Annotated in this window: 23 protein-coding genes; 19 read left to right on the forward strand and 4 right to left on the reverse strand. The window is 66.3% G+C overall.

The annotated features are described in order from the left end of the window. The first annotated feature begins 3 nt into the window (after positions 1 to 3). Positions 4 to 1,311, forward strand: a complete 1,308-nt coding sequence (locus tag WBG79_RS22940) for a TRAP transporter large permease (RefSeq protein ID WP_337359567.1) — start codon at positions 4 to 6, stop codon at positions 1,309 to 1,311. Further along, a complete protein-coding gene (locus WBG79_RS22945; protein ID WP_337359568.1) occupies positions 1,308 to 1,847 on the forward strand; it encodes a winged helix DNA-binding protein in 540 nt (179 codons plus the stop codon). Before WBG79_RS22940 ends, WBG79_RS22945 begins: the two co-directional genes overlap by 4 nt. A 31-nt stretch (positions 1,848 to 1,878) precedes the next feature. Here the strand turns inward: WBG79_RS22945 and WBG79_RS22950 are convergent, their stop codons facing one another. Continuing rightward, positions 1,879 to 2,778 (reverse strand): VOC family protein, encoded by a 900-nt coding sequence (locus WBG79_RS22950; RefSeq protein WP_337359569.1) that lies wholly within the window; start codon positions 2,776 to 2,778, stop codon positions 1,879 to 1,881. A gap of 127 nt (positions 2,779 to 2,905) precedes the next feature. Beyond that, positions 2,906 to 4,267: a formimidoylglutamate deiminase gene (locus WBG79_RS22955; RefSeq protein ID WP_337359570.1), complete on the reverse strand. Its 1,362-nt coding sequence runs from the start codon at positions 4,265 to 4,267 to the stop codon at positions 2,906 to 2,908. A 531-nt stretch (positions 4,268 to 4,798) separates the two neighbouring features. Between WBG79_RS22955 and WBG79_RS22960 the strand changes: the two genes are divergently transcribed. From WBG79_RS22960 to WBG79_RS23020, 13 genes are all read left to right on the forward strand, one after another. Further along, positions 4,799 to 5,191: an STAS/SEC14 domain-containing protein gene (locus tag WBG79_RS22960; RefSeq protein ID WP_337359571.1), complete on the forward strand. Its 393-nt coding sequence runs from the start codon at positions 4,799 to 4,801 to the stop codon at positions 5,189 to 5,191. 213 nt (positions 5,192 to 5,404) lie between these two features. Further along, entirely contained in the window at positions 5,405 to 6,598 is a 1,194-nt protein-coding gene (locus WBG79_RS22965) for a tyrosine-type recombinase/integrase (protein ID WP_337359572.1), read from the forward strand. Continuing rightward, a complete protein-coding gene (locus WBG79_RS22970) occupies positions 6,582 to 7,004 on the forward strand; it encodes a hypothetical protein (protein ID WP_337359573.1) in 423 nt (140 codons plus the stop codon). The genes WBG79_RS22965 and WBG79_RS22970 overlap by 17 nt, the downstream gene beginning before the upstream one ends. Before the next feature lie 157 nt (positions 7,005 to 7,161). Next, positions 7,162 to 7,392, forward strand: a complete 231-nt coding sequence (locus tag WBG79_RS22975) for a helix-turn-helix transcriptional regulator (RefSeq protein WP_337359574.1) — start codon at positions 7,162 to 7,164, stop codon at positions 7,390 to 7,392. Continuing rightward, complete coding sequence (locus WBG79_RS22980) at positions 7,389 to 9,662, forward strand: DUF5906 domain-containing protein (RefSeq protein WP_337359575.1); 2,274 nt, start codon at positions 7,389 to 7,391, stop codon at positions 9,660 to 9,662. Before WBG79_RS22975 ends, WBG79_RS22980 begins: the two co-directional genes overlap by 4 nt. 784 nt (positions 9,663 to 10,446) lie before the next feature. After that, positions 10,447 to 10,953, forward strand: a complete 507-nt coding sequence (locus WBG79_RS22985) for a hypothetical protein (RefSeq protein WP_337359576.1) — start codon at positions 10,447 to 10,449, stop codon at positions 10,951 to 10,953. Further along, on the forward strand, positions 10,928 to 11,197 hold the full coding sequence (locus WBG79_RS22990) for a hypothetical protein (protein ID WP_337359577.1): 270 nt from the start codon (positions 10,928 to 10,930) through the stop codon (positions 11,195 to 11,197). The genes WBG79_RS22985 and WBG79_RS22990 overlap by 26 nt, the downstream gene beginning before the upstream one ends. Before the next feature lie 180 nt (positions 11,198 to 11,377). Then, positions 11,378 to 11,809 (forward strand): hypothetical protein, encoded by a 432-nt coding sequence (locus WBG79_RS22995; RefSeq protein ID WP_337359578.1) that lies wholly within the window; start codon positions 11,378 to 11,380, stop codon positions 11,807 to 11,809. A gap of 17 nt (positions 11,810 to 11,826) precedes the next feature. Beyond that, the gene (locus WBG79_RS23000; RefSeq protein ID WP_337359579.1) at positions 11,827 to 12,045 is read left to right on the forward strand and encodes a hypothetical protein; all 219 of its coding nucleotides are present in this window, start codon (positions 11,827 to 11,829) and stop codon (positions 12,043 to 12,045) included. 195 nt (positions 12,046 to 12,240) lie between these two features. Then, on the forward strand, positions 12,241 to 12,972 hold the full coding sequence (locus tag WBG79_RS23005) for a hypothetical protein (RefSeq protein ID WP_337359580.1): 732 nt from the start codon (positions 12,241 to 12,243) through the stop codon (positions 12,970 to 12,972). Between the two features lie 4 nt (positions 12,973 to 12,976). Then, entirely contained in the window at positions 12,977 to 13,243 is a 267-nt protein-coding gene (locus tag WBG79_RS23010; protein ID WP_337359581.1) for a hypothetical protein, read from the forward strand. A gap of 2 nt (positions 13,244 to 13,245) precedes the next feature. After that, the gene (locus WBG79_RS23015) at positions 13,246 to 13,587 is read left to right on the forward strand and encodes a hypothetical protein (RefSeq protein WP_337359582.1); all 342 of its coding nucleotides are present in this window, start codon (positions 13,246 to 13,248) and stop codon (positions 13,585 to 13,587) included. Beyond that, positions 13,574 to 14,014, forward strand: a complete 441-nt coding sequence (locus tag WBG79_RS23020) for an HK97 gp10 family phage protein (protein WP_337359583.1) — start codon at positions 13,574 to 13,576, stop codon at positions 14,012 to 14,014. Before WBG79_RS23015 ends, WBG79_RS23020 begins: the two co-directional genes overlap by 14 nt. On the opposite strand, the gene WBG79_RS23025 is transcribed toward WBG79_RS23020, so the two are convergent. Then, a complete protein-coding gene (locus WBG79_RS23025; protein ID WP_337359584.1) occupies positions 14,015 to 14,248 on the reverse strand; it encodes a hypothetical protein in 234 nt (77 codons plus the stop codon). Between the two features lie 34 nt (positions 14,249 to 14,282). Here WBG79_RS23025 and WBG79_RS23030 point away from each other — a divergent pair, with 34 nt between their 5' ends. Then, positions 14,283 to 14,840: a DUF2786 domain-containing protein gene (locus tag WBG79_RS23030; RefSeq protein WP_337359585.1), complete on the forward strand. Its 558-nt coding sequence runs from the start codon at positions 14,283 to 14,285 to the stop codon at positions 14,838 to 14,840. On the opposite strand, the gene WBG79_RS23035 is transcribed toward WBG79_RS23030, so the two are convergent. Further along, entirely contained in the window at positions 14,841 to 15,092 is a 252-nt protein-coding gene (locus WBG79_RS23035) for a helix-turn-helix domain-containing protein (protein WP_337359586.1), read from the reverse strand. 60 nt (positions 15,093 to 15,152) lie between these two features. Between WBG79_RS23035 and WBG79_RS23040 the strand changes: the two genes are divergently transcribed. From WBG79_RS23040 to WBG79_RS23050, 3 genes are all read left to right on the forward strand, one after another. Beyond that, positions 15,153 to 15,482 carry a hypothetical protein gene (locus WBG79_RS23040; protein ID WP_337359587.1) on the forward strand — a complete coding sequence of 110 codons (330 nt, stop codon included), beginning with the start codon at positions 15,153 to 15,155 and terminating at the stop codon, positions 15,480 to 15,482. A 195-nt stretch (positions 15,483 to 15,677) separates the two neighbouring features. Beyond that, positions 15,678 to 17,990, forward strand: a complete 2,313-nt coding sequence (locus WBG79_RS23045) for an ATP-dependent nuclease (protein ID WP_337359588.1) — start codon at positions 15,678 to 15,680, stop codon at positions 17,988 to 17,990. Next, positions 17,987 to 19,888 carry a UvrD-helicase domain-containing protein gene (locus tag WBG79_RS23050; RefSeq protein ID WP_337359589.1) on the forward strand — a complete coding sequence of 634 codons (1,902 nt, stop codon included), beginning with the start codon at positions 17,987 to 17,989 and terminating at the stop codon, positions 19,886 to 19,888. Before WBG79_RS23045 ends, WBG79_RS23050 begins: the two co-directional genes overlap by 4 nt. Positions 19,889 to 19,988 lie beyond the last annotated feature (100 nt).

Raw genomic sequence — 19,988 nt, forward strand, 5'->3', positions numbered from 1 at the left:
GCCATGGACCCCACCACCGTTGCGATCGTCCTCACCATCTGTCTCTTCGGTTTCCTGGCGGGAGGGCTCTGGATCGGCATGGCGCTGGCCGGGGTCGGCTGGGTCGCCATCGAGTTCTTCACCACCCGCCCGGCAGGCCTGATGTTCGGGCAGACCACCTGGGGCGCCAGCAACTCGTGGTCCCTGACGGCGCTGCCGATGTTCATCTGGATGGGCGAGATCCTCTTCCGCTCCCGGCTCGCCGAGGACATGTTCAAGGGCCTGGCGCCGTGGATGCAGCGGCTGCCCGGGCGGCTCCTGCACACCAACGTCTACGGCTGCGGAATCTTCGCCGCGATTTCCGGCTCGTCGGCCGCGACGGCCGCCACCATCGGCAAGATGACGATCCCGGAGCTTCGCCGGCGGGGTTACGACGACTTCATGGTCGTGGGGTCGCTGGCCGGGTCGGGCACGCTCGGGCTGCTCATTCCGCCCTCGATCATCATGATCGTCTACGGGGTGGCCGCGCAGGTCTCCATCGCGCGGCTCTTCATCGCCGGGGTGATCCCCGGCATCCTGCTCATGCTGGTCTTCTCCGGCATCGTCGTGGCCTACGCGCTCCTGTGGCCGAACCGGATCCCGCCCGCCGACGCGCCAATGCCGTTCCTGCGCAAGCTCGACGAATCCCGCCGGCTCATCCCGACCGTGCTGCTCATCGTGCTGGTGCTCGGGTCGATCTACGGGGGCTATGCCACGCCGACCGAATCGGCCGTGCTCGGCGTGGTCGGCTCGCTCTTGCTGGCGCTCGCCACCGGCGGGCTCACGGCGGAGACCTTCTGGCAGAGCGTCACCGGCGCCGTCCGCACCTCCTGCATGATCGGCCTCATCCTGTCCGGTGCGGCCTTCATGTCGACCGCCATGGGGCTGACGGGCCTGCCGCGGCTCTTCGCGGACTGGATCTCCCACATGCAGCTCAGCCAGGCGGCGCTCATCGCGGCGCTGACGGTGGTGTTCATCATCATGGGCTGCTTCATCGACGGCATCTCCATGGTGGTGCTGACCACCTCGGTGATCCTCCCCGCCGTGCAGGCGGCGGGCATCGACCTCCTGTGGTTCGGGATCTTCATCGTGCTCGTGGTCGAGATGGCGCAGATCACGCCGCCGGTCGGCTTCAATCTCTACGTCCTGCAATCGCTGGCGAGGAAAACCATGGGCTACGTAGCATTGGCCTCGCTGCCCTTCTTCGTCGGCATGCTGCTGATGGTCGCCCTGGTGACCGCCGTCCCGGAGGTCGTCACGTGGCTGCCGAACCAGATGCTGGGGGCGAAATGAGCGGCGGCGACAACGAAGCCTGGGGCCGTGCCGACCTCGGGCCCATCGTCTCCTCCGGCCACCTCGCGGCCGGCGCCATGCCGGCACTGTCGGAGATCGAGTTCGCCATGGTCATGTACGCGAACGCCTTCCAGCGCTGGATCGTGCGCTGCATGGCCGCCGCGGGCGTGCCGGACCTGTCGGTGCTCGACATCCTCGTGCTGCACAACGTCAACCACCGGGGCAAGCCGAAGACGCTCTCCGACATCTGCCTCGTCCTCAACATCGAGGACACGCACACGGTCGCGTATGCGCTGAAGAAGCTGGAACGGCTCAAGCTCGTGAAGAGCGGGCGGCGCGGGAAGGAGAAACTCTCCCATATCACCCCCGCGGGCGAGGCGGCGTGCAAGCGCTACGCCGAGGTGCGCGAAACCCTGCTGGTCGATTCCGTGCTGTCGTCGGGCCTCAAGGGCGAGGTCCTGTCGGAGGTCGCCAAGCGGATCCGGTCGCTGTCGGGCCACTACGACCAGGCGGCGCGCGCGGCGGCGTCGCTCTGATGGCGAGGCCGCCAGTCGCGATGCGTCGGCCTTAGGCGACGGCCGCCTCGGGGGTGGGCTCGGCGGCGAGGAGGCGGATGCGGTTCCCCGAGGGGTCGAGGACACAGTCCCCGTCGGTCTCGTAGCCGGCCGCGGCCAGGCGGGCGAGGGCGGCCGCGACCGCTCGTGTGTCGCCGAGCACCAGGGTGGCGGCGGCGAGGCCGAGGGTCGGGGCGGGCCGCGGGCGCCCGCGGCTCTGCCAGGTGTTGAGGCCCAGGTGGTGGTGATAGCCGCCGGCGGCCACGAACAGGGCCCCGGGATAGGTTTCGACCATCGGCTCCAGGCCGAGCGCGTCGACATAGAAGCGGCGGCTGTCGGCGATGTCGGCGACCTTCAGATGAACGTGGCCGACCGTGGTGCCGGCGGGCAGGCCCTCGAAGGCCGGCGCGGCCGTCCCCTCGGCCAGGATGCCGCGGATGTCGGCGGGCAGGGTGTCGATCTTGAGCCGGCCGGCTTCGTGGGGCCATTCCGGGCGGGTCCGGTCGCGGTAGACCTCGATGCCGTTGCCCTCCGGGTCCGAAAGGTAGAAGGCCTCGCTGACCAGATGGTCGGAGGCTCCCTCGATCGCGATCCGGCGGGCGGCCACGTGGGCGACCCAGCGGGCGAGCTCGCGGCGGGAGGGCATCAGGTAGGCGACGTGAAAGAGCCCGGCGCGGCGCGGGTCGTCGGCCGGCAGGTCCGGCCGGCCCTGAAGGACCAGCAGGGCGCGCCCGTCGGCGGCGCCGAGCACGGCCTTGTCGGGCCGCTCGAGCAGGACCTGCATGCCGAGGACGGTCCGGTACCAGCGGACGAGACCGGGAAGGTCCCGGACCGCCAGGGTGACGGGCCCCACGTGGCTCGCGGCGGGCAGGGCGGCGGGCGCGACGACGGACGCGGACGGATCGATGGACATCGCAAGAGACTCCGGCCGGACCGGCCAGGGCGGTCCGCGTCCTCCACTTGGCGGCTCCTTGCGCGGAATGCCAGGGGCTGCGGCGGCGATGGATCGTTCGACGATCGGGAACGATGGCCCGCCCGCCTCAGGCGCTCGCGGCGAGACGCTCCATGACGGCGCCGAAGCGGCGGCCGATCCGCTCCCGCTCGCGGTGCCGGCCGTCCTCGACCAGCCGCACGCCGCGGACCCAGACCTTGTCGACCGCGACCGTGCCGGGCGCGAAGATCCAGGCGTCGAGCAGGGCGTCGCCGTCGGGCAGGTCGGTGCCCGGGCGGGCCGGGGAGAGGGCAACGAGGTCGGCCGGCGCGCCGGGGGCGATCTCGGACGGCCCGGCGCCGAGCGCCCGGGCGCCGCCGGCGAGCGCGGCGGCGAAGAGGCTGAGGCCGGTCGAGCCTTCCGGCGGGGCGAGAACGTTGCGCGCCCGGTCGCGCAGGCGCTGGGAGTATTCCAGCATGCGCAGCTCCGCGCCGAGGCCGATCTCGACGTTGGAATCCGAGCCGATGCCGAAGGCCCCTCCGGCGGCGCGGAAGTCCGCGGCGGGGAAGATGCCGTCGCCGAGGTTGGCCTCGGTCAGGGGGCAGAGGCCGGCGACCGCGCCGGTCGCCGCGAGGGCGGCGGTTTCGCGCGCGTCCATGTGGGTGGCGTGGACGAGGCACCAGCGTGGGTCGACCGGGGCATGGTCGAGGAGCCAGGCGACTGGGCGGGCGCCCGACCAGGCGAGGCAATCTTCCACCTCCCGGGTCTGCTCGGCGACGTGGATGTGGACCGGCCCGCCGGCCGCGAGCGCCACGGCGGCCTCGAGCTCGTCCGGGGTGACCGCCCTCAGCGAATGCGGCGCGACGCCGAGCACACTTCCGGGCAGCGCCGCCAGGGCGCGGCTGGCCGCCTCGTGCAGGCGGGCGAAACCGGCAGGGTCGTTGACGAAGCGGCGCTGGGCCGTCCCCGCCGGGGCGCCGCCGAAGCCTGCGCGGGCGTAGAGGACGGGGAGCAGGGTGAGGCCGATGCCGGTCTCGGCCGCCGCCGCGGCGATGCGGACGGCCATCTCGGCCGGATCCTCGTAGGGGTGCCCGTCCGGGGCGTGGTGCAGGTAGTGGAACTCGCCGACGCGGGTGAAGCCGGCCTCGAGCATCTCGACCTGGAGCTCGGCCGCGACGGCCTCCACGTCGTCGGGCGACATGGCGAGCGCGAAGCGGTACATGAGGTCGCGCCAGCTCCAGAAGCTGTCGTTGCCCGGCCCGCGCCGCTCGGTCAGGCCCGCCATCGCACGCTGGAAGGCGTGGCTGTGCAGGTCGGGCATGCCGGGCAGGAGACAGGCGACGCGCTCGTCCCCGGGGGCCGCGCCGGCGGACGCCTCTACGGCGACGATGCGGCCGTCCGCGAGGGTGAGCCTCACCTCGGCGGCCCAGCCCTCCGGCAGCAGGGCCCGCCCGGCATGAAGATGCGCCATGTCCGCCTCCGTGGTCTGATATGACTATACATATCCAGGCGTCCGGGGGGAAGCGGCCCTGACGGGTGTCTCGCCGGTGGATGTGGCCGATCCGCCACTGTTCCAGGGCAATGCGCGTATTCCGTCAGGTGATATGAGGAATCTCGCATTGATAGAAGGCGCGTGCTTCCCTACGAGGAAGAGGCTGAGCGATCGGCGTTGCATTCCTCCCTTTGACTTGGGCCGCTCCTGACCGGGGCGGTCTTCTTTTTCGGGCGCGTGTGAAGAGACCCCGATCCCGGGTCGGCCTCGACGTCGGGGTCGAAGGGTCGCGGGCCAGCGTCTGGTATGGGTTTCTTCGAATTGTTGGGTGCGGGCGACTCGCTCTACGGTAGCCATGTCGCCTCGGCGACGGTTGCATTCCTCCCATGACCTCGGACCGCCCGCTCCGCCGGGCGGTTTTTCTTTGCCCGGTCCGCAATCGGACGCCGCGGAACCCCGGCGGGGGCTTGGCGGTTCGTGTCCCGAAAGGCAACCCGAGGGAGACGCCCCATGGACAGACTTGCACCCGACGGCTCGGTCGCCGAGGCCCACAGCCCGCGTGCTGACCTTCTCGTCTTCGAAATCCGCGCCCGCATCACCAAGCCCGACATGGAATGGATGGCGCGGCTGGTCGAGGAGGCGTTCGACCGCCATGAGGCCGTCGACATGCTGGTCGTGATGCGCAACTACCAGGGCGCCGACTGGGGCGCGGTGCTCGACGCCGAATTCGCCAAGGCTCAGGCCCGCGCCACGAACCACGTCCGCCGCTACGCCGTCGTCGGCGCCCCCGCCTGGGCGCGCGCGATGATCGAGGTCGCCGACGTCTTCTCCCCCGTGGACGCCAAGACCTTCGCGCTCGAGGAAGAAGCCGAAGCCTGGGCCTGGGTCAACGGCGCCGCGTGACACCCGCCCGCCGCGCGGCCCCGAGGCCCTGCCGGGCCGGGGGCCCGTGGTGCCGGCAGAGGGGATCGAACCCCCGACCTTCGGTTTACAAATCGGATAATACAACCGTACGTTGAGCGAGCAGGTACTTGCGCGACACGATGAGCGACCGATGCGGATTTGCGAGGATCCGATCTCGGTGCTCAGGACGGTGCTCGCCAAGGAATTTGTCGAATGGCTTCCCTCAATCTCACGGAGTCCCGCATCCGGGAACTCCCCCTCGGCTCCGGCATCTGGCGCGACCAACAGGTCAAGGGGCTGCTGGTCATCTGCCATGCAACCACGAAGACCTACTCGGTGCAAGGCGACGTCCGCAGGAACGGCCGGCACGTCCGCACCGTGCGGGTCAAGATCGACCGCGTGGACCGGATCGGCCTGCGCGAGGCCCGCAATAAGGCCCGCGAGCTGATGTCGCAGATCCAGTCCGGCATCGACCCCACGGCGAAGCAGGAGGCGAGCACCATCACGGTCGCCGAAGCCCTGGAGGTCCACCTCGGCGAGCGCACTTTCCGCAAGGCGACCGTGGACAGCTACCGCTACAACGTCGACCACTACCTCGCCCGCATCAGGAATCGACCGATCGTCGACCTGAGCCGGCCCATGGTGCGGGACATCTACGAGAAGCTCCGCACCAACTCCGGGCAGACGACCGCGACCGGCGTGATGCGCGTCCTTCGCGCGATCATCAACACCGCCATGCGGATGGACATCACCATCACCGACAACCCGGTCTGCGCCCTTCGCCTGCCCATGCCGCCGGACCGGAGGGTCGACGCGCTCGACCTCATGGAATGGTGGGAGCTGACGGAGGAGCTTCCGCCGATCCGGCGCGACCTCCACCGCGCCATGATGCTCACGGGCGCCCGGCGGTCGTCGATCCTCAACCTGAAGCGCGCCGACGTGGACCTCGGCCGCAGGATCCTGCGCTTCACCCACATGAAGACGGGCGGGCAGATGCTGTTCCCCATGGGCGACTTCCTCACCGCCATGGTCGAGGAGCGGATGCGCGCCGACCTGCCGCTCAACAATCCCTGGCTCTGGCCGTCGCCCGTGAGCGGCATCGGCTGCACCACCGAGCCGAAGGAGAAGCGGCGCGGCCTGCCGAGCCCGCACGAGTACCGCCACCACGCCCGCACGCTCTTCATCGCGGCCGGCGTGCCCTACGCCGAGAGCGCGCTCCTCCTCGGCCAGCGGCTTCCCGGTGCCTCCGGCGGATACGTCCACGCCGAGCACCTCGTCGAGCACTTGCGCCCGCACGCGCAGGCGCTGGAGACGAAGATCCTGGCGGCGCGGGTCGGCGGCCTGATCCTGCCGCCCGCCGACGACCTCTCGGACGAGGAGGACGGCGACGATGCCGAGGCCGCTTAAGTCGAGCGCATCGAGGCCGAAGCCCCACTCGCCGGTCCCGCTCCAGTCGCCGCGTCCGGCCAAGAAGAAGGGGCCGGTCACGGTGGAGGACGTCGAGCTGCTGGTGCGCTGGCTCATCGAGACGCACCGCTACACGCCCTGGTTCGACACGGAGGCGGCGGCCGCCTACCTCCGCCGCGAGCCGGGGACGCTGAAGGGCTGGCGCTCCAAGGGGGAGGGCCCGCGCTTCTACCTCGTGAACGAGCAGTTCATCCGCTACCACATCGACGACCTCGACGCCTTCGTGCGGGGCAGCCGCCGACGCATTCCGAAGTGGCTGCTGGACAAGGCGGCGGCGCAGGCGGCGGCCGGATGCCTCCCCGAGCCGTCCCCGTCGCCCCGGCTCAGGGGCGACGAGAAACGTTGATGTCGCTCTCCGCGGCAGCGTGATGATTAGACGACGCGCGCCTCGAGGAGCCGGAATTCCGGCGGGCGCGCGGTCGGTTCACCCGGCCCTCCTCAGACAGAAACCCTGGTCTGAACCGGCCCGCGGCGAAGCCGCCGGCCGCATGGAGGTCGATACGATGAACGATGCGCCGAAGCACGACGCGCGGGGCGACACCGCCGCCCGCGCCGTCACGAGCCCCTGGCTCGACACCGAGGCGGCCGCCGCCTACCTCTCCTGCTCGCCCGGAACGCTCCGCTCCTGGCGGGCGCGGGGGCAGGGACCGCGCTACCGCGTGATCCACGACAAGATCGTCCGCTACCACCGCGACGACCTCGACGGCTTCGTGCTCGGGGAGGGCGGCCGATGAGCGCCCTCAGCCACAATGAAGACGGGCGCGCCGAGGGGATCGGCGCGCCCGCGAGGTGCCTGGAGAAGAGCGTCGAGTTCGACTTCGACGGACATGAGGATACCGCCCCGGCGCTCCTCGACACGCCGTCGAAGCACGACCCCGACGCCCTGAACGCCCACGCCTCTGCCGGTCACGACCTGATCCCGCTCGACGGCAAGCGGCCGGTCGAGCGGGGGTGGCGGCGTGCCGCTCCCCTGTCGCTCGCAAGGGCGAAGTCTCGCCTGAAGGCAAGCGCCAATGTCGGTGTTCGCCTGCGCGACACCGACCTGGTCGTCGACGTCGACCCCCGGCACTGCGTCACCGGCGACGATCCGTTCGCCCGCCTCAAGAAGGATTTCCGTCTGCCTGACGCCCCGTTCGTCAGGACCGGAGGGGGCGGCTGGCACCACTACTATCGGAAGCCCGCCGACGTGGCCGTGGTCGACGGTCTCGACGGCTATGCCGGCGTGGAGTTCAAGTCGCTCGGCCGCCAGGTCGTCGCCGCCGGTTCGATCCACCCCGACACCGGTCGGCCGTACGGCCTCGACGGCGATCCGCTGGCACTGTCGTTGTCCGAAGCGCCCGAAGCGACCACGGCTCTCCTGGACGCGATCCGGAAGGCGCCGAGGCCGAGCACGGTCGACGCTGCCGAGATCGCGCCCGAGCTGCTCGCCGACTGGCTCGCTCTCGTCACCGTGGAGGACTACCGCGAAGAGCTGAAGTGGCGGGAGCTGATGATGGCCTGCCACGCGGCGACCGGCGGGAACGGCGTCGAAGAATTTGTCGCCTGGTCGACGTCGGACCCTGCCTACGCCGACCACGGCGAGAAGATCCGCACCCGCTGGAACTCGCTCGAGACGAAGCCGGGCGCGATCACCGCAAGGACGCTGATCGCCGCCCTGCCGAAGGAGAGGCGGCAGGAGGCGACCGAGGCGCTCGGGCGGTCGGCACCCGAGGAGGACTTCCCGGCCGACATCGAGGCCGAGCCGCCGAAGAGGCGGTCGATGGCGGTCTGGAACGACTGGGTCTGGGTGGTCGAGCCCTACCAGTTCGTCCGGCGCTCGGACACGCGCAAGTACCGCACCGAGCAGTGGAAGTCGGTCTTCGCCAACCTCAAGCCGGACGGCGACGTGCTCGGCGCGATCTGGAAGGGGAACCTGCCGATGCGCAAGTTCGAGGCTCTCGTCTACCTGCCCGAGGCGGACGAGTTCCCGGACGGCGAGGACGGCGGCCGCTACAACATCTGGCGGAAGTCCGGCGTGGAGGCGGTGCCCGGCGACGTGTCGGTCTTCCTCGACCACATGGCCTACCTCTTCCCCGACGAGTCCGAGCGCGCCCACGTGCTCGACTACCTCGCCCTGCTCGTCCAGCGCCCCGCCGACAAGATCCACTTCGCCCTGCTGGTCCGCGGGACGCAGGGGACCGGCAAGAGCTGGATCGGCAACCTGATGGAGCGGATCGTCGGCAGCCGCAACACGGTCAGGCCGTCGAACGACGAGGTCACGTCGCGCTGGACGGCCTGGATGGAGGGCGCGCAGCTCGCCGTCATCGAGGAGCTGATGACGCTCGGGCGGCGGGAGGTGGCGAACCGGCTGAAGCCGGCGATCACCGACCCGACGCTCAGGATCGAGGAGAAGAACTGCTCCATCTACTCGATCCCGAACTGCCTGAACTTCCTCTGCTTCACCAACCACGAGGACGCCCTGCCGATCGAGCACGGCGACCGGCGCTGGCTCGTCGTCTTCTCGCCCGCCGCCAAGCGGGACGAGGACTACTACCGCCGCCTGTTCGGCTACCTCGCCGGGGGCGGCGCGGCCCACGTCAAGCACTGGCTGGCGGAGCGGCGGGTCGCCCTCAACCCGCTCGGCGTGGCGCCGGCCACGGTCGGCAAGGAGGCGATGCGCCGTCTCGGCATGGGCGACGCCGAAGCCTTCCTCCTCGACCTCTTCGAGGCCGGCGAGCCGCCCTTCGACTTCGACCTGGTGCGGGTGGACGACGTGGTCGACGCCGTGCCGCCGGCGCTGCGTGGACGCTCGAACCTGCGCGCCCGCGCGACGAAGGTGCTCAAGGGCGAGATCGGCGCCGTCGAGCACACCCGCTACACCAAGGGGGACGGTAGTCGGCCGGCGTTCCACCTCTGGTCCGTGCGCGACCACGGCCGTTGGCGGGACCTCGGGGCGGCGGGGCGGATCGACGCGTTCACGGCGTTTCGCACCCTCGACAGCCTCGACCTGTCGCCCAGGCGGTAGACCGGTGGACTGGTCGGTGGACGAGTGCTCTCGTCCACCGACTAGCGCAGCGATTTCAGCAGCTTAAGCCATAGGTAGACCGGTAGACCGGCACTTTTTCAGTTTCAGAGGATCAGGCTCTTTCAGAGAGAGACGCTTGGACGTTGGGACCGGTCGGAGGCGACGGACCGAGCGTTTTAAAACTCGAACGAAGCGAAAGCTCGGTCTACCGGTCTATCCCCGAGACCACACGAGCCTGGCGCGTCCGACCTGAGGTCGGTCGGCATCACGTCAGACCAGCTCACAGCGTGGCCGACGGTGGCGCTCGCCTCGCAGACCCTGCGGCTCTCGCGCGTGAGGCCCAGGCAGTCAGCCGGGCGGAGGCAGAGGCCAAGGGCCAGGACCGGGCCGCCGGGGCGCTCGACGGCGGCGCGGCGACGGCGGGCATGGGCGGCGGGCGCCTAAGACCTGGACGACGGCGCCGGCGTGGGACCGAACTCGTGACCCACTGATTTCGTGTCAGAGGGTCGAGGGAGAGAAGGCGAGCCGGCGCAAGGGCATGCCTGGGGCGAGCCGCCCAAACACCGGCCCGAGCACCGGCAAGGGGTCCGGGGCAAAACAACCCACTTCCATTCGCCGAGGCGGCGGCGTCCTGGGGCGTCCGCAGGCCCTACGGCCTCCCCTGGATGGAACAGGTCCGTGGGGCTGAACTCCAAAATTTGTGCGAGGTCGTTTCGATGGCTCCCCGCACGTCCCGCACGCCACATCGTCGCAAGCACGCAATCAAGAGGCGGGGCTGCAGGCCATGACCGACAGGACGAACGAGAAGCGGGCGGTGCGCCGCCCCGCCATGGACCGGCGCTGGTCGCCGGCCATAGAGGCGCGAGTCTTGGACATCGTCGCGAGGACCGGTTCGCCGAAGATGGCGTCCGAGGCCGTGGGCGTCTCGGTCGCGACCATCCACGACCACCGCAGGCGCGACACCGACTTCGGCGCGAGGTACGGCGCCGCGATGGACACCGCCTTCCATCAGGTGCTGTCGAAGGCATTCGAGCGGTCCATGGCCGACGAGGAGCCTTCGGACCGGCTGATCGAGGTTCTGCTCAAGTTTCGGTGGCCCGAACGGCTCAACGGCTTCCTCGCCTTCACCGCCGAGGGCGGCTCGGCGGCGACGGCGCCCGCCGGTCTCGACCCGCGTGTCATCGCAAGGATGGAGCCGGCCGACAGGGCGGCCCTGATCGAGCTCCTGGGCCGATACTTGGTCGCAGAGACGGAGGCGAAGGGCGATGCCGCGCTCCTCCTCATCAACTGACATCGTCGCGACCATGCTGCGCGACCTCATCGCCGCCGAGGCGCTAGCTGGCGCGCTCGCCGCAACGGCACCGCTGACCGTCGCGGCGGCGGGCGGCGCTCAGGCGCTCGTCGCTCAGCGTGGCCGTCCGACCGGCGCTTGGTTCTGGTCGATCTCGCCTGTCCCGGACTCGCTTTGGGAGTCAATGGCGGACGAGCATCAGCGGCCGCACCGGTCGAACCCTGGCGACGACGAGCCGGCCTAGATCGCCTTCACGAAATAAAATTGCTATTGGGCCTAGGCCAGATTGTTCGTTTCGGAACGTTGGGCCATGGCCACGTTTAGACGAAAATTGTTATTTGTTCAGAGCAGTTTACAGGCAGCCCCGCCTCAGTGATCCTTTCCCTCGGTGCGCACCAATCCTCTCAAAACAGGAGCACCGAGAATGAGTACTTTCGATCTTTCCATCTGGCGCAGCCAGAACGTCGTCTCCGTCACCGACGATCACGTCGATCGTGCGATCCGCGCCCACGCCTGCCTGATGACCGAGGCCGAGGTGAAGAAGCTTCCCCTCGACAGCGTCCTCATGGCCGCCGAGGTGATCGCACACGTCGAGTCTTTCCGGATCGCCTCCGGAGACGGTCGCCTGCTGTCCATGCTGGTCGCGAACGAGATCGGTCTCGACCTGCGCAGGTGGATGGTGGAGGGCTGCGGCATGGTCGATCCCAACGACCCCGCTCGGAAGCGCGCCGAGCGGGAGGCCGCAGAGCGCAAGCAGGAGCGGGCGAACCGTCTCGCCAACGCGAGGGCCAACCGTGCCAACAGGCGTGCAGATGCGATCGAGGCGGCCGTCATCGATCGCCTCAAGGCGGCCTGAGCGGAGGGGGACGAGCCATGAAGACTGGTATCTCCATCAAGCCGTCGAAGGACGACCTGCGGCGCTTCGACGGGTTCGGCACCGATCGGGCGCAGCTCGCGGCAGCGACGGTGTGGGCTGGGCTTCGGATCCTTCAGGAGGAGACGGGGCCGGGTCACGTCGCCCTCGACCTTCTCGCGAGTGGGATGACCGAGGCCTACCGGCGCAATTGGGCGAAGAAGCAGCTCGGCGCCTGAGCGTCACGAACGGGTCGGCGCGGACTGCTGGTCTGCGCCGATCGTCCGTCGACGCATCCTGATCGCGTCTACGGGCTGGCCGATGGGCCGGTCCGGTCACCCCGATGGGGGTGGACGCTCAACGGCGGGCTGTGTCCCGCGCCAAGGTCCTCCGACCTGGTCGAGCGTGACGCGCGACCACGAAGGAGACGGCCGATGGCACAGAAGAAGTCCCCGCCCACCCTGACGAAGCCCTGGCGGTCCGTGACGGACCTGAAGGCCTCGCTCACGCGGGCACGGGAGCTGCACCAGGAGAGCGCCAAGCGCCTCTCCGAGATGAACGAGCAGGTGGCGAAGCGCCGGGAAGAGCTGCGCGCCAACCTGCACGACCTCTCCCCATCCCAACAGTCGATGATCCTCGGCCGCGCCCTCGGCGGGCTCCGCGCCGAGCTGAAGCGCGCCAGCCTCGACGCCCGAACGGCGCGGCTGCGCGAACTCGACGCGCTCCGCCGACAGGCCGAGGACGCCGCCGCCCACTACGCCAGCCCCATGCAGATGCTGATGCGCGACTCGCTCGGCAGCGAGCGGCGCTCGCGCCTGATCGGTCAGCTCGAGCACGCCGGCCAGGTCGAGCTCGCGAGCCTCGCGGCGCTCGCCGTGTCCACCAAGGACCGGGAGCTTGGCGCCGTCCTTGCCTCCCGCGTCGGCCAGATGCCCCACCGCGAGCGGCCGTTCTCGCCGCACGAGTTGGCGGACCACCTTATAGGCGAGGAGCACCGGGCGGTGCAGGCCGCGATCATGGAGGTCGGCGAGCTCGCGCAGCGCGCCCTCCTCGACGACCGCGAGTTCGAGACCGGCCGGCCCGCCGACCGCGTCGGCCTCGCGCTCCGCGCCCGCGACCGCGCCGCGCTGGACGCAGGCGAAATCCCCGACACTGAAGAGGAGTGACAACATGCCGACCTACGCCTTCTTTCCCGCCCGCGAGGACCAGCGCCGCGCCGACCAGCTGAACTTCGCCGTCGCCGTGGGCGCCACCGCCACCGCCGCCCGCATCGACGCCGAGGTGCTGCTCGGCGAGCCGAACGCGCTGCTCGGCTGGACCGCCGTCGACCTCACCGCTGCCCCAGCCGCCTTCGTCTCGGGCCGGCCGGTCGGGTCGAGGACCGGCACCGTCTGGCCGCGGCTCGACCGCGGCGGCTCGTTCCTCAAGGGGGTCTGACCATGGCCGCCATCACCGACGACATCCTGCGGGAGCTCCTGGCCGGCGTCCTCGCGACGACGCCGTCCGAGCTCTGGCTGATGCTGCACGGCGCCAGGGTCGCCTGCGTCGGCGCGCGGCAGAAGGCCTGCGAGCAGGCGCTCGCCCGGCTCGGCTACCGCAAGGTGCCGGTCCATCCGCTCCGTCTCAGCCGCGACGGCTTCGAGTGGCAGCGCGACCCCTGGCCGTCCGACGACCGCTGGCCGGACCTCTCCGACGACCCGGTCCTGCTGGAGATCGTCGAGCGCTACATCGTCTGGCGCATCGCCAGCAGCGCCGGGGAGGCTGGCCATGGCCGGACTTGACGAGCTCGCAAAGCGGCTCGACCGCATCGCGGTCGAGGTCGAGGGCAACGTCGAGCGGGCGGTCAAGGACTGCGCCGGGGCCGTCCTTCGCTCCGTGGTCGATGCGACGCCAGTCGACACCGGCTATGCCCGCTCGAATTGGACGCCCGAGCTCGATCGGGCGTTCGAGGGGCTGTTCCCCGCGAGGGTACCGGGTAAGGCGGGCTCGACGGCGGAGGCGACCGCCGCCGCGACCGTGGAGGCCGGATTGCCGACCATCGAGGCATTCGACTTGAGCCGGAACGCCGAGATCCACATCACGAACAACGCGCCGCACATCGGCGCGCTCAACGACGGTCACTCGCGCCAGGCGCCGGCCGACTTCGTCCGGCTCGCGGTGCTCGACGGCCTCGCGGCCGTCCGCGGCGCACGGGTGCTGCCGGACTGATCAGTCCTCGAGCTCGGCGGCCTCGATCAGGGCGAGCCGGTCTTCGTCCGCGTCGGTGACGAACCGCACCTCCGCGACGTCGTGCGTAACGATGCCGGAAGGCCGCGCCGCGTAGGAGAGGAGCCGGAGCACCTTCGGCTCGCCGAGCAGGGCGCGCAGGCGGTCGCGGAGGTCGTCGATCGGCGTGTCGTGGCCGGTCGCGATCACGGCGTAGCAGGTCTTCGGCAGGGCCATCGGCGGTCTCCTTCGGGTCCGATCTCCCTCCATCGTGTCGCGGTCCGGAGCCGCCGCGAGCCCCCTCAATCCGAAGAATTCTCCGCTCGCGGACCCCTCGGATCGCGGCACGCTGGTCTCCATCGGCATCCCGCCGAAGGAGGACCGGGCCATGGCCCATGCGAAGGAGCTGCCGCTCGTCAGGCGGCGCGTCGAGGCGCTTCTGTCGAAGACGGTGGCGAACGGCTGCACCGCCGGCGAGGCCGCCGCCGCGCTCGAGAAGGCGGAGGAGCTCGTCGCCAAGTACGAGCTCGATCCGGGCCAGTTCCGGTGGCCGCCGAGGCCTTCGACGATCTTCGGCTCGGCGACGTCAGGCCCGAGCGCCTCGAGGCCGCCACGGGCCGCCGGATCGGGCCGGGGCCGGGGCATCGGGGCCATGGCCGAGGCGCTGATCGCCGAGCATCCGGACTGGACGTACACGGCGGTCGCGGCAGAGGTGAACCGGCGGATCGAGGGGGCGCGGGCAAGTGAGAAGTCGGTGCGGTGGTACGCCAGCCGGATGCGGCGGCGCGGGGATGCTGTGCCGCGCAGGCGGAGGCGCATCACCGACTGATCAATCCCTAGGGGTGAGCAGCGCCGCGGGCGTGGTCTTCAGGGCCTCGGCGAGCCGGGCGAGCAGGTCGACCGACGGGTTCCGCTTCCCCCGCTCTATGCCGGAGATGTAGGTCCGGTCGATCTTCGCCTCGTCGGCGAGCGCCTCCTGCGACAGGTCGAGGAGGTCCCTCGCCGCCTTCACGTTCTCCGCTAGGATTCGCCGATAGTCCGCCATGCCGGTATGGGACGAAGCTGTGGACTGAGCGTCCACGGACTCATCGTCACAAAGTTCGGCTGCGCGATTCGGTTCTGTCGACTATAGTCGACAGCCATGGAGACCTTCCACGCCGCCGTCCTCTGGCTCTACAAGGCCCTGGCCACCTGGTACGTGGCCGGGATCGTCGGCGGCCTGCTGATCCTGGCGATGGAGCGGTGGGACCGCCGTAAGGAGCCGACCGACGAGGACGTCCGTCGCGCCGCCCGAGAGTACCTCCGCTACTACGGCCGCGAGGCCCAGCGGGTCGTCGGCGACCACATGCTCGGAGCCTCCTTCGCGCCAGACGGCCGGCACCGGCAGTTCCTCAAGCGGGTCGCCGCCGAGCTGCTGGCGACGGCCGTCACCGAAGAGGACCGCGCACGACTGCCCTTAGAAAAAAGGTAGCCTCTTCGTCGCCCGAGCGAAAACTCGGCATTATGCAGTTCGACCGATGCGCATAGGCAGAGCGCGTGACCCGTCCAATTCCAGTGACGGCACAGGTAACATGATCAGCCTTTACCGCAGGTAGATTTGTGCTTAAGATGCAGCTTAAGCGATAAGCGACTGAAGTCGTACGATACCATGTGGGAGGGCTAACGCATGCACGTCCATTCCGTAGCCTTCAAGAATTTTCGGCGCTTGAAAGATGCACGGATAGACTTTTCAGAAGAATTGACAATCTTTGTCGGCGCAAACAATAGTGGAAAGACGTCCGCCACACATGCGATAGAACTTTTCCTCTCCGGCTCCAAAGAGAAGTTCACGATCCACGATTTTTGTGCGGATTGCTGGACGGCGTTTGAGAAGATGCCATCCGACAGCGCAGACGCAGCGGATTTCCGACTTCCGCACATTTCGCTAGACGTTTGGATCGCCGTCGATGCCGACAACTTGTATCGCGTCGTAGAGCTTCTTCCGCGTGCGGCTTGGGAAGGGTCACTCGTCGGCCTGAGGATTGAATTCGCTGCTAAAGATGCTGCCCAGACACTTGCCAGATATAGAGGCAAGGCCGCCGATGCCTCGAAGTTCGCTCAGACGAAGGCGAAAGATGGACAGGACTATAGCCCATGGCCGCGCAACATGCGGGATTACCTGTCACGGGAACTAAAAAACGAATATGTGCTTCGCTACTTCATTCTGGACGAAGCGGAACTCAATCCGGGGGCGACCGGAGTGGTGCATATGCCAAAGGAGATTGTTGGCGATACCGAGCGATCGGGGCACTCGATCATCAACTCGCTCATCAAGGTTGATTTCCTTAGCGCACAGCGCCATTTGAGCGACGGTAATGCACAGTCGCGGACCGAAGATCTATCTCGGCGGCTAAGTCGCTTCTACACTCGCAAGCAGAAGAAGCGTGACGATGATCATAACGCATTAAGGGCTCTTGCTCTATCCGAGGATCAACTTACCAAGCACTTCTCAGACGTTTTCAGTGATACCTTCAGATCGCTCCGGAAGCTCGGGTATCCGGGACTTGCTAACCCCTCACTAGAAATTCGCGCAGCACTTAAAATTGAAAGGCTGATGGGAGACCACCAGACGAAGGTTCACTACCTTCTAGAGGAAGCGACCGCCGAAGCCGAAGCACTGATGCTTCCCGACAACTACAACGGATTGGGTTTCAAAAACCTGATTTACATGGGCGTCGAACTGCTCGATCTCCATTCGGCCTGGGCCACGACCGAAGAAGGCGAGGAAGATAAGCGCCAGCCAATCCATTTGGTTTTTATTGAGGAGCCGGAGGCCCACATGCATGCCCAGCTCCAGCAAGCATTCGTGCGCAAACTTACAGACTTGATCCCGCCGCGAGGCAAGGACGGGTACTCGACGCAATTCGTTATCACAACCCATTCGGCCCATATTTTATACGAGCGAGGATTCAGGCCGATACGTTACTTCCGAAGATCAAGCGAGACGGGCTCAAGGCAAAATTCGAATATATTCAATCTCTCTGTATTCTATGACCGGAATGAGCCTGACCGCGACTTTCTAGAGCGTTATATGAAGCTCACGCACTGTGACATGTTTTTTGCGGATGCAGCAATTCTGGTTGAGGGGAACGTTGAAAGGCTGGTACTCCCGCTTATGATTGCACAAAGCGCGAAGAAACTTGGCGCCGCGTACCTAAGTATCCTGGAAGTCGGTGGCGCTTTTGCCTTCCGCTTCCGTCGGCTGATTGAGTTCTTGGGCCTACCCACGTTGATCATCACGGACTTAGATAGCGTTTATCCAGTGCCGTCGAAGTTGGAGGGCGAGGACGCAGTCAAGGCTGCCGATGCTGCGGAGTCGAGCGACGATGAAGATGAGGAGGACGAACCCGACGCAAAACAAGAAGCAGATGGCAGTCCCAAACCGAGACCTCGTTCAAAGTGCCCGGCTACAACACCGGGTGCAGTGACCGCGAACCAAACGCTGCGACAATGGCTCCCCGGAAAGACGTCTGTCGAAGACCTGCTTGCGGCTGAAATAGAGGAGCGAGTCCAGGCCCCGACGAAGGACGGTGGAGCTCATGTCATGGTGACTTACCAATGCCCTGTCAAGGCAACTTGGGGAACTACCACCCTCGAGCTCAAGAGCCGCACCCTTGAAGAAGCTTTCGCATATGAAAACCTATCGTGGTGCCAGAAAATGGAGAATCAAAGCGTTGGATTACGTTGGAAAAAATCAGGAACAATGACTCTAGGCGTCCTTGCCGCGAAAATTCATGCGCGGGTGAAGGGCGAAAGCTTCAACAAAACGAATTTTGCCCTCGGCCTCTTAGCCAGCACAGACGCAAGTTGGGTGGTTCCAGCCTACATTCGGTCAGGGCTAGATTGGCTAGCAACGCATTTGGCTATCGCCGAAGGCACGCTGGATTCACCAGTTTCAACAGCTGTTTCCGCGCCCAAAGCGGTGGAGGTAGCTCAATGACAAGCCGCGTAGGCAAGCCGGATACGCCAGCCGATGTCCAACTTCGAGCACTCCTCGATGCCGGTGCATCTACAGGCTTCGTGATGGTCGCGGGCGCAGGCTCGGGAAAGACGACGTCCATTGTCAAGGCGCTCGACCATCTACGAGTTACGCGTGGTTCCCTTCTCCGCCAGCGCTCACAAAAAATAGCATGTATAACGTACACCGAACTCGCGGTTGCCGAGATTTGGGGGGATGTCGGCAACGACCCGTTATTCCACGTTTCAACCATCCATAGCTTTCTGTGGACCGCCTTGAAGCCGTTCCAGGCGGACATCGCGCTTTGGGTGGACAGACGCTTGGATCAGAAGATCGAAGACACGGAACAGAAGATTGCCGCATTCACTACTCGAACGCAAGCGAAGACGAGGATCCAAGCGGCAGGAGATGTTGAACGATACCGCGAACAAAAGAAGAGTATCAAATCTGTTGCACTGTTCAATTATGGGGTCGGCAGCGATTACGCTAGTGGCGTTCTAGGACACGATGACGTAATTAAGCTTTCAACCGAGTTGATACAAAAGCACCACCTAATCGCAAAGGTCGTTGGGCAAAAATTTCCATACATATTCGTCGATGAAAGTCAGGACACGGTCCCGGACGTCGTTGCTGCTCTGAAAGCGATTTCAAGAGCCCTCGGACCGAAGTTTTGCCTCGGTTTCATTGGTGATCCGATGCAGAAGATCTACACGACAGGCGCTGGTGCAATAGAACCGCTTCCCGACTGGAAGGTAATAGAAAAACCCGAGAATTTTCGCTGTCCGATTACGGTTCTCAAGGTCATCAACAACATTCGAGCGGGCGGCGACGGTCTGGTCCAAACGGGTGGCAAGTCCAAGCTTGTTGGCGATGAGCGAGTACCGGTTGAGGGGACTGCCAGAATTTTCGTGGTTCCGAAAGACAACCGAAAGGAGCGCCTTTCCGCAATTCGGAAGTGGCTCGCCGACAAGAACGACGATCCGCTTTGGCTTAGTGATGCCCCAGACGCCGACGTAAAGGTACTCGTGATCGCCCATCGTATGGCGGCTAGTCGCCTTGGCTTCGGGAGGATCTACGAGGCTTTCCATGACAAAACGTCAGAAACTACTAAAGACGGTTTTGATGAAGGCACCCACTGGTCGGTCCAGCCGTTTCTCAAGTTGATGATGCCGCTCGTGCTAGCGCACGAAGCGGACGATCAGTTCCAAGTAATGAACCTCTTCAGAAAATATTCGCCTTCGCTACAACGAGACTATCTGCGGTCGAATTCGCTTCCGAAAATCCTTAAGGAGCTCGATACAAAGGGCAAAACACTAGCCGAAACATGCGGTAGAACGTCCACTACTCTGGTCTATACGGCTTTGAAACACATAGCGGACGCGAGGATGTTTCGTCTGGATGATCGGCTTGTAGCGGCTATGGCGGAATATAATGATGGCGGTCCGCCGACGGATTCAGGAGACGTGTCGGCCGTGCAAAAGCTTCTTCACGCTCCGGTAAGCGAGTTATGGGGCTACCGAACCTACGTTGAGGAGCAGTCTCCGTTTGAGACACATCAAGGTGTCAAGGGAGCGGAGTTTGCTCGTGTGTTGACCATCATTGATGATGAGGAGGGGCGGCATAATCAATTCTCATACGGGAAGCTCTTTGGAATTACCCCTCCATCGGATACCGATGAAGCTAATGTGCGCGAAGGTAAGGAGACGACGCTTGATCGCACTCGCCGGCTTCTCTATGTCTGCTGTTCACGAGCTGGTCAAGATCTTGCTGTGGCCTTCTTCGCCGACGATCCAACAGCTGCTCATAAGGCGATTGTTGACCTTAATCTTTTCCCAGCCGAAGATGTTCACAATCATGTCGAAGTAGTATCACATGATTAACTAATCGGTACAAATCAGAATTTTGACTTCATATCCACTCTGGACATCAGAGTCATACGTTCGGCTCCTATTCGTCTTCTTGCTGTTATTCGCGTGTGTT

The organism is Prosthecomicrobium sp. N25, from assembly GCF_037203705.1.
Taxonomy (GTDB): domain Bacteria; phylum Pseudomonadota; class Alphaproteobacteria; order Rhizobiales; family Ancalomicrobiaceae; genus Prosthecodimorpha.

Excerpts from the sequence above, each read along its gene's own strand:
- WBG79_RS23000 (WP_337359579.1), top strand. The coding sequence starts at position 11,827 with ATGAAGACTGGTATCTCCATCAAGCCGTCGAAGGACGACCTGCGGCGC.
- WBG79_RS22945 (WP_337359568.1), top strand. The coding sequence starts at position 1,308 with ATGAGCGGCGGCGACAACGAAGCCTGGGGCCGTGCCGACCTCGGGCCC.
- WBG79_RS23040 (WP_337359587.1), top strand. The coding sequence starts at position 15,153 with ATGGAGACCTTCCACGCCGCCGTCCTCTGGCTCTACAAGGCCCTGGCC.
- WBG79_RS22990 (WP_337359577.1), top strand. The coding sequence starts at position 10,928 with ATGCCGCGCTCCTCCTCATCAACTGACATCGTCGCGACCATGCTGCGC.
- WBG79_RS22985 (WP_337359576.1), top strand. The coding sequence starts at position 10,447 with ATGACCGACAGGACGAACGAGAAGCGGGCGGTGCGCCGCCCCGCCATG.
- WBG79_RS22960 (WP_337359571.1), top strand. The coding sequence starts at position 4,799 with ATGGACAGACTTGCACCCGACGGCTCGGTCGCCGAGGCCCACAGCCCG.
- WBG79_RS23010 (WP_337359581.1), top strand. The coding sequence starts at position 12,977 with ATGCCGACCTACGCCTTCTTTCCCGCCCGCGAGGACCAGCGCCGCGCC.
- WBG79_RS23015 (WP_337359582.1), top strand. The coding sequence starts at position 13,246 with ATGGCCGCCATCACCGACGACATCCTGCGGGAGCTCCTGGCCGGCGTC.
- WBG79_RS23005 (WP_337359580.1), top strand. The coding sequence starts at position 12,241 with ATGGCACAGAAGAAGTCCCCGCCCACCCTGACGAAGCCCTGGCGGTCC.
- WBG79_RS23025 (WP_337359584.1), bottom strand. The coding sequence starts at position 14,248 with ATGGCCCTGCCGAAGACCTGCTACGCCGTGATCGCGACCGGCCACGAC.
- WBG79_RS22995 (WP_337359578.1), top strand. The coding sequence starts at position 11,378 with ATGAGTACTTTCGATCTTTCCATCTGGCGCAGCCAGAACGTCGTCTCC.
- WBG79_RS22970 (WP_337359573.1), top strand. The coding sequence starts at position 6,582 with ATGCCGAGGCCGCTTAAGTCGAGCGCATCGAGGCCGAAGCCCCACTCG.
- WBG79_RS22955 (WP_337359570.1), bottom strand. The coding sequence starts at position 4,267 with ATGGCGCATCTTCATGCCGGGCGGGCCCTGCTGCCGGAGGGCTGGGCC.
- WBG79_RS22950 (WP_337359569.1), bottom strand. The coding sequence starts at position 2,778 with ATGTCCATCGATCCGTCCGCGTCCGTCGTCGCGCCCGCCGCCCTGCCC.
- WBG79_RS23020 (WP_337359583.1), top strand. The coding sequence starts at position 13,574 with ATGGCCGGACTTGACGAGCTCGCAAAGCGGCTCGACCGCATCGCGGTC.
- WBG79_RS22940 (WP_337359567.1), top strand. The coding sequence starts at position 4 with ATGGACCCCACCACCGTTGCGATCGTCCTCACCATCTGTCTCTTCGGT.
- WBG79_RS22965 (WP_337359572.1), top strand. The coding sequence starts at position 5,405 with ATGGCTTCCCTCAATCTCACGGAGTCCCGCATCCGGGAACTCCCCCTC.
- WBG79_RS22975 (WP_337359574.1), top strand. The coding sequence starts at position 7,162 with ATGAACGATGCGCCGAAGCACGACGCGCGGGGCGACACCGCCGCCCGC.
- WBG79_RS22980 (WP_337359575.1), top strand. The coding sequence starts at position 7,389 with ATGAGCGCCCTCAGCCACAATGAAGACGGGCGCGCCGAGGGGATCGGC.
- WBG79_RS23050 (WP_337359589.1), top strand. The coding sequence starts at position 17,987 with ATGACAAGCCGCGTAGGCAAGCCGGATACGCCAGCCGATGTCCAACTT.
- WBG79_RS23045 (WP_337359588.1), top strand. The coding sequence starts at position 15,678 with ATGCACGTCCATTCCGTAGCCTTCAAGAATTTTCGGCGCTTGAAAGAT.